The sequence below is a fragment of the Ideonella alba genome (genome assembly GCF_018069875.1).
Taxonomy (GTDB): Bacteria; Pseudomonadota; Gammaproteobacteria; order Burkholderiales; family Burkholderiaceae_C; genus Ideonella; species Ideonella alba.
In genome coordinates this window covers 1-3,964 of record NZ_JAGQDF010000028.1, presented here as the reverse complement: position 1 = coordinate 3,964, position 3,964 = coordinate 1, and the positions used below count along the sequence as shown (strand labels likewise).

General features: G+C 58.9%; 5 protein-coding genes. All 5 read left to right on the top strand.

Annotation, left to right across the window (positions count from 1 at the left end; translation table 11 throughout):
- Positions 1 to 95: 95 nt before the first annotated feature.
- The 5 genes from KAK07_RS25000 to KAK07_RS24980 all read left to right on the top strand — a co-directional run bounded on the left by KAK07_RS25000 (position 96) and on the right by KAK07_RS24980 (position 3,750).
- Positions 96 to 947 carry a hypothetical protein gene (locus KAK07_RS25000; protein WP_210863683.1) on the top strand — a complete coding sequence of 284 codons (852 nt, stop codon included), beginning with the start codon at positions 96 to 98 and terminating at the stop codon, positions 945 to 947.
- Between the two features lie 135 nt (positions 948 to 1,082).
- Entirely contained in the window at positions 1,083 to 1,751 is a 669-nt protein-coding gene (locus tag KAK07_RS24995; RefSeq protein ID WP_210863680.1) for a hypothetical protein, read from the top strand.
- A gap of 148 nt (positions 1,752 to 1,899) precedes the next feature.
- Positions 1,900 to 2,319, top strand: coding sequence for a hypothetical protein (locus KAK07_RS24990; protein ID WP_210863678.1), 420 nt, complete (start codon positions 1,900 to 1,902; stop codon positions 2,317 to 2,319).
- A gap of 129 nt (positions 2,320 to 2,448) precedes the next feature.
- Positions 2,449 to 3,201, top strand: coding sequence for an abortive infection family protein (locus KAK07_RS24985; RefSeq protein WP_210863676.1), 753 nt, complete (start codon positions 2,449 to 2,451; stop codon positions 3,199 to 3,201).
- Between the two features lie 168 nt (positions 3,202 to 3,369).
- Complete coding sequence (locus tag KAK07_RS24980; protein WP_210863674.1) at positions 3,370 to 3,750, top strand: hypothetical protein; 381 nt, start codon at positions 3,370 to 3,372, stop codon at positions 3,748 to 3,750.
- Positions 3,751 to 3,964 lie beyond the last annotated feature (214 nt).

Genomic DNA, 3,964 nt, shown 5'->3' with positions numbered 1-3,964 from the left:
TCGTCCAACGCAGGCGCACGGGTCGCTTGCGCTAACCGCGATTCTTCTGTGGAATCGCTGGGTTGAACATACAAGGCCGCAGGAGGCGACCAGTCATGACCTCGAACGCAAAGACCCTCAAGTGCGGGCTAGTCATGCCCATCTCAGCCATCGCCGACTACTCTGAGGTCCACTGGCAAGAAGTCTGCGCGATCGTCAAGGAAGCGCTCGCTGCGTCAGACTTCTCCGTAGAACTTGTGAGTGACTCTAACGAGATTGGTGTCATTCAGAAGCGCATTGTTCAAAATCTATATGACTGCGATCTGGTCATCTGCGACGTAAGCGCCAAGAATCCAAACGTGATGTTCGAACTGGGTATGCGACTGGCGTTTGACAAGCCTGCAATCATCATCAAAGACACGGCTACAACGTACTCCTTCGACACCGCGCCGATCGAGCATGTGCTCTATCCGCGTGACCTTCGGTATCAAGCGATTCAGGCCTTCAAGCAGAAGTTGCTTGAGAAAGCTCTAGCCACCTATGAAGCGTCCAAGAAGCCAGACTACACAACATTCCTTAAGCACTTTGGAGAGTTTGTAGTCGCTAGCATAGATACAAAGCCGGTCAGCAAGGAAGACTTCATTCTCGAGGAGCTTGGTGAACTGCGATCGGCGGTTCGCGAGCTTGCGAGGGCTTCTCGCAACAGCGTGCAATGGACCAACCACGCAACCATGGCTGAACTCGCTCGCTCTGTTGTCCCGTCACCGACCGAGGTCGAGTTCGTCAAGGCCTTCATTACTCAGAACCCTGGTCTCTTAGAAGAGTTGCGTCGTATCGACTCAGCCTCGTTCAAGGCCATGTTCATGGAGTACCTGGGCGAGGTGGGAATTGACGCTCGCAAGTTGAGCAACGATAGGGCTGAACGCATCCGGAGAAATCTACTGGGGGCGGTGAACGCTGCGGCCTAACCCTTCGCTGGAGCCGACTCGCACCGGCATGGCACTTGGCCCGCTTCCCGGAGTGGTCCATCATCCGTCCAGCGGGCCAAGCGCCATCCCGGCGCTCGCGCATCAGCTCAAACGTTAGGCCACACAAGAACACAAATGCGCGACATCCTCCCTTCTGAAGTCATCAACCTGCTTCGAGATCGCTACTCGGCCGGTGTAGCAAACGCCGAAGCATTCTTTGATCAACATCGTGCCGATGAAGACTCGGTCACAGGAGCGCTCGGTCAAGCACTGGCTGTGGTAGACCCCATCCGCTATGTGTCGGCGGGCCAGCAGTTCGAGATTCGCGTCGGTTATCGGAAGATCCGCGGACGAGGACCTGGTGCGCCGGAACGATCGTACGGGTCTGACGGAATCTTTCAGATCTCCATCCACGATGAAGCAGGCAACGTCGCGTTGGAGAAGGGATTGGCGTTCCAGTCGAAGATGAACTGGAAGGGCAAGAACCAGAGCCTCTTGGGACAAGCCGCGCTCATGGAGAAGTGGACTCCCGGCGGCATAGTTATTGACTTCAGCGCTACTGGGTACAAAGCCTGCACGGCACAGGCAACCGTTGCGGCGAGTGGAAGCCGCAGGGCACTCGACCGATATGGTGCGATGCGCCCACTCAGTCAGGTTCTGAGCCGAGACTTCCTCGACTGCACCGTTGGTCGTCGGGGCCTCTACTTCGATCCCAACAAGGAGTGGTACGTTCAGCGCCCTCCTCTCGACCATCAGTTGCTACATGTGGTCTCAACAGAGGTGACCATTCGCCCTTGGGGTTGAGAGTGCGGCCTAACCCTTCGCTCGAGTGGACGCGCTCCGGCATGGCACTTGGGCCGAGCAACGCCTTGGTCTATGCTGCGTCGCGCGGCCCAAGCGCCATGCCTGCGCGCGCCCCTCAGGTCAAACGTTAGGCCGCACGAAAACATCCATGCTTCGCTTCGCCGACACCTCCGTCCGCCTGTACCGCAAGCGCGATTGGTCGGTGTCTGTGCGACTACGCAGCTACCTGATGATCCATTGCAAAGGTGGACAGGGCTTCCGACTTGGTGCCTACCTCAATCAGTTGGAAGCGACGCTTACCCTGAGTGATGGGCAGATCATCAAGCTCGAGGAGTACGGGTTCACGGACGAGTGCGTTTTCGAGATGGATCACATGATTCATGAGTTCTGGGCATCAGGTACTGCAAGTCTGGAGTCCATCCAGGATGGCGCGGCGCGACTTCAGGTCGAATACAGGCTGTTCTCATCTCCCGGTCAGGGTGACCCGGACAGAATCGACCTCGTAGTCCCAATCCTTGCGCGCGGCGTCTACGCGCAACGCTGGGCGAGGCGCAAGCGTGCGGCCTAACCCTTCGCTGGAACCGACGCCCACCGTCATGGCACTTGGCCCGCTTCCCTGCTTAGGTCATCATCCGTCCAGCGGGCCAAGCGCCATGCCGGCGTGCGCAGCTCAGCTCGAACGTTAGGCCGCAGAACGATGCCTCACCGCCACCCACTCTACGAAGAGGTTGAGGCGCTGCAGAACCTCCTTGTCAGCCACGCTACTGGAGGAGCAGAAGGCGAGGCTGAATACACGCGTCTCCGCCAAGTGGTGCTGGCCGAGTCGTCGATTGAGGCCTTCACTCCACGCTTCCTTCGGACTAACAGGAGCCTTGGTCAGTTCTGGCAGTTCATCAAGAACAAGTACGCCACGTACGCTGAGCGAAGAAGGTACATCTGGGATGAGTTCGCGGCCATGCTCAATCTTCTTGAAAAGAACGGAAGCGCACCCTCTGACTCGGTCGTATCCGAGTCTCTGGAAAAGTTCGACGCTGCGCATGTCCAAGCCGCCTGGTCCAAAGCACTCGACCGTCGCGCCTCGGATCCTGAAGGCGCAATCACGATCGCACGAACGCTCCTCGAATCCGTGTGCAAGCACATCCTTGAGGAGGCAGCCGTGCCCTACGAGGACAGCCCAGACATCACTAAGTTGTACAAGCAAACCGCCGAGCACCTGAATCTCGCACCCTCACAGCACACCGAGGCGGTTTTCAAGCAAATCTTGGGCGGCTGCACGGCAGTCGTCGAAGGCCTCGGAGCCCTGCGCAACCGTCTCAGCGACTCACATGGGAAGGGAAAGGCCGGGGTGAAGCCTGCACCAAGACACGCAGAACTTGCCGTAAATCTCGCAGGAGCCTTGGCGGTCTATCTGCTGGCCACCAAGAATGCGCGCGACGAAGCTGCGGCCTAACCCCTCGCTGGAACCGACGCCCACCGCCATGGCACTTGGCCCGCTTCCCGGCTTAGGCCATCATCCGTCCAGCGGGCCAAGCGCCATGTCGGCGTGCGCGGCTCAGCTCGAACGTTAGGCCGCACGAGTAACGCCGAGCACTTCTCACCTACAACGCTCAACCTGACCATGAGTAAGTTCAGCAATGCTTCACTGTTGCTCCTCGGAGCTTTTGCATGCTTTGGGCTAGGCATAGCCGCCTGCTATGTCGCTTTGCGCCCCATTGTTCGCTTCGCCGAGGAGGCGCCTCTCATGATCATGGCCGAGCAGACAAGCGTGTTGAAGCAACTTCGCGCAGGGCAGGAAAAGGAACTCTCTGAGCTTCTAGAACGCCTTGTGTGGATGCAGGTCTCACAGCACGCGGAGCACGCCAAGCAAGGAAAGCCGCCGCTGGAGAGCCTTCGTAGCGAGTTCGCGTACCACTGCGGCCGCTTTCGGCAGCAGGAGCAGCAGTTGCCTACCGAGACTCGCGAAGCTAGGGCACGGTGGTGCTCCACGCTCAACGCATAGCCTATGCGTGCGGCCTAACCACTCGCTCAAGCTGACGCGCTACGGCATGCGGCGCAAGCCCGGGCTGCGTGTTTCGTGGCATCCTCGCAGCCCGGGCTTACGCCGCATGCCTCCGCGCGCAGCTTAGCTCGAACGTTAGGCATCGCAAGCACGCGATCTCTCTTCTCCTCCTTCTGAAGAAGGCGCCCCGATGGCTTCTCGCATTGTTATGTGT

Excerpts from the sequence above, each read along its gene's own strand:
- KAK07_RS25000 (WP_210863683.1), top strand. The coding sequence starts at position 96 with ATGACCTCGAACGCAAAGACCCTCAAGTGCGGGCTAGTCATGCCCATC.
- KAK07_RS24995 (WP_210863680.1), top strand. The coding sequence starts at position 1,083 with ATGCGCGACATCCTCCCTTCTGAAGTCATCAACCTGCTTCGAGATCGC.
- KAK07_RS24990 (WP_210863678.1), top strand. The coding sequence starts at position 1,900 with ATGCTTCGCTTCGCCGACACCTCCGTCCGCCTGTACCGCAAGCGCGAT.
- KAK07_RS24985 (WP_210863676.1), top strand. The coding sequence starts at position 2,449 with ATGCCTCACCGCCACCCACTCTACGAAGAGGTTGAGGCGCTGCAGAAC.
- KAK07_RS24980 (WP_210863674.1), top strand. The coding sequence starts at position 3,370 with ATGAGTAAGTTCAGCAATGCTTCACTGTTGCTCCTCGGAGCTTTTGCA.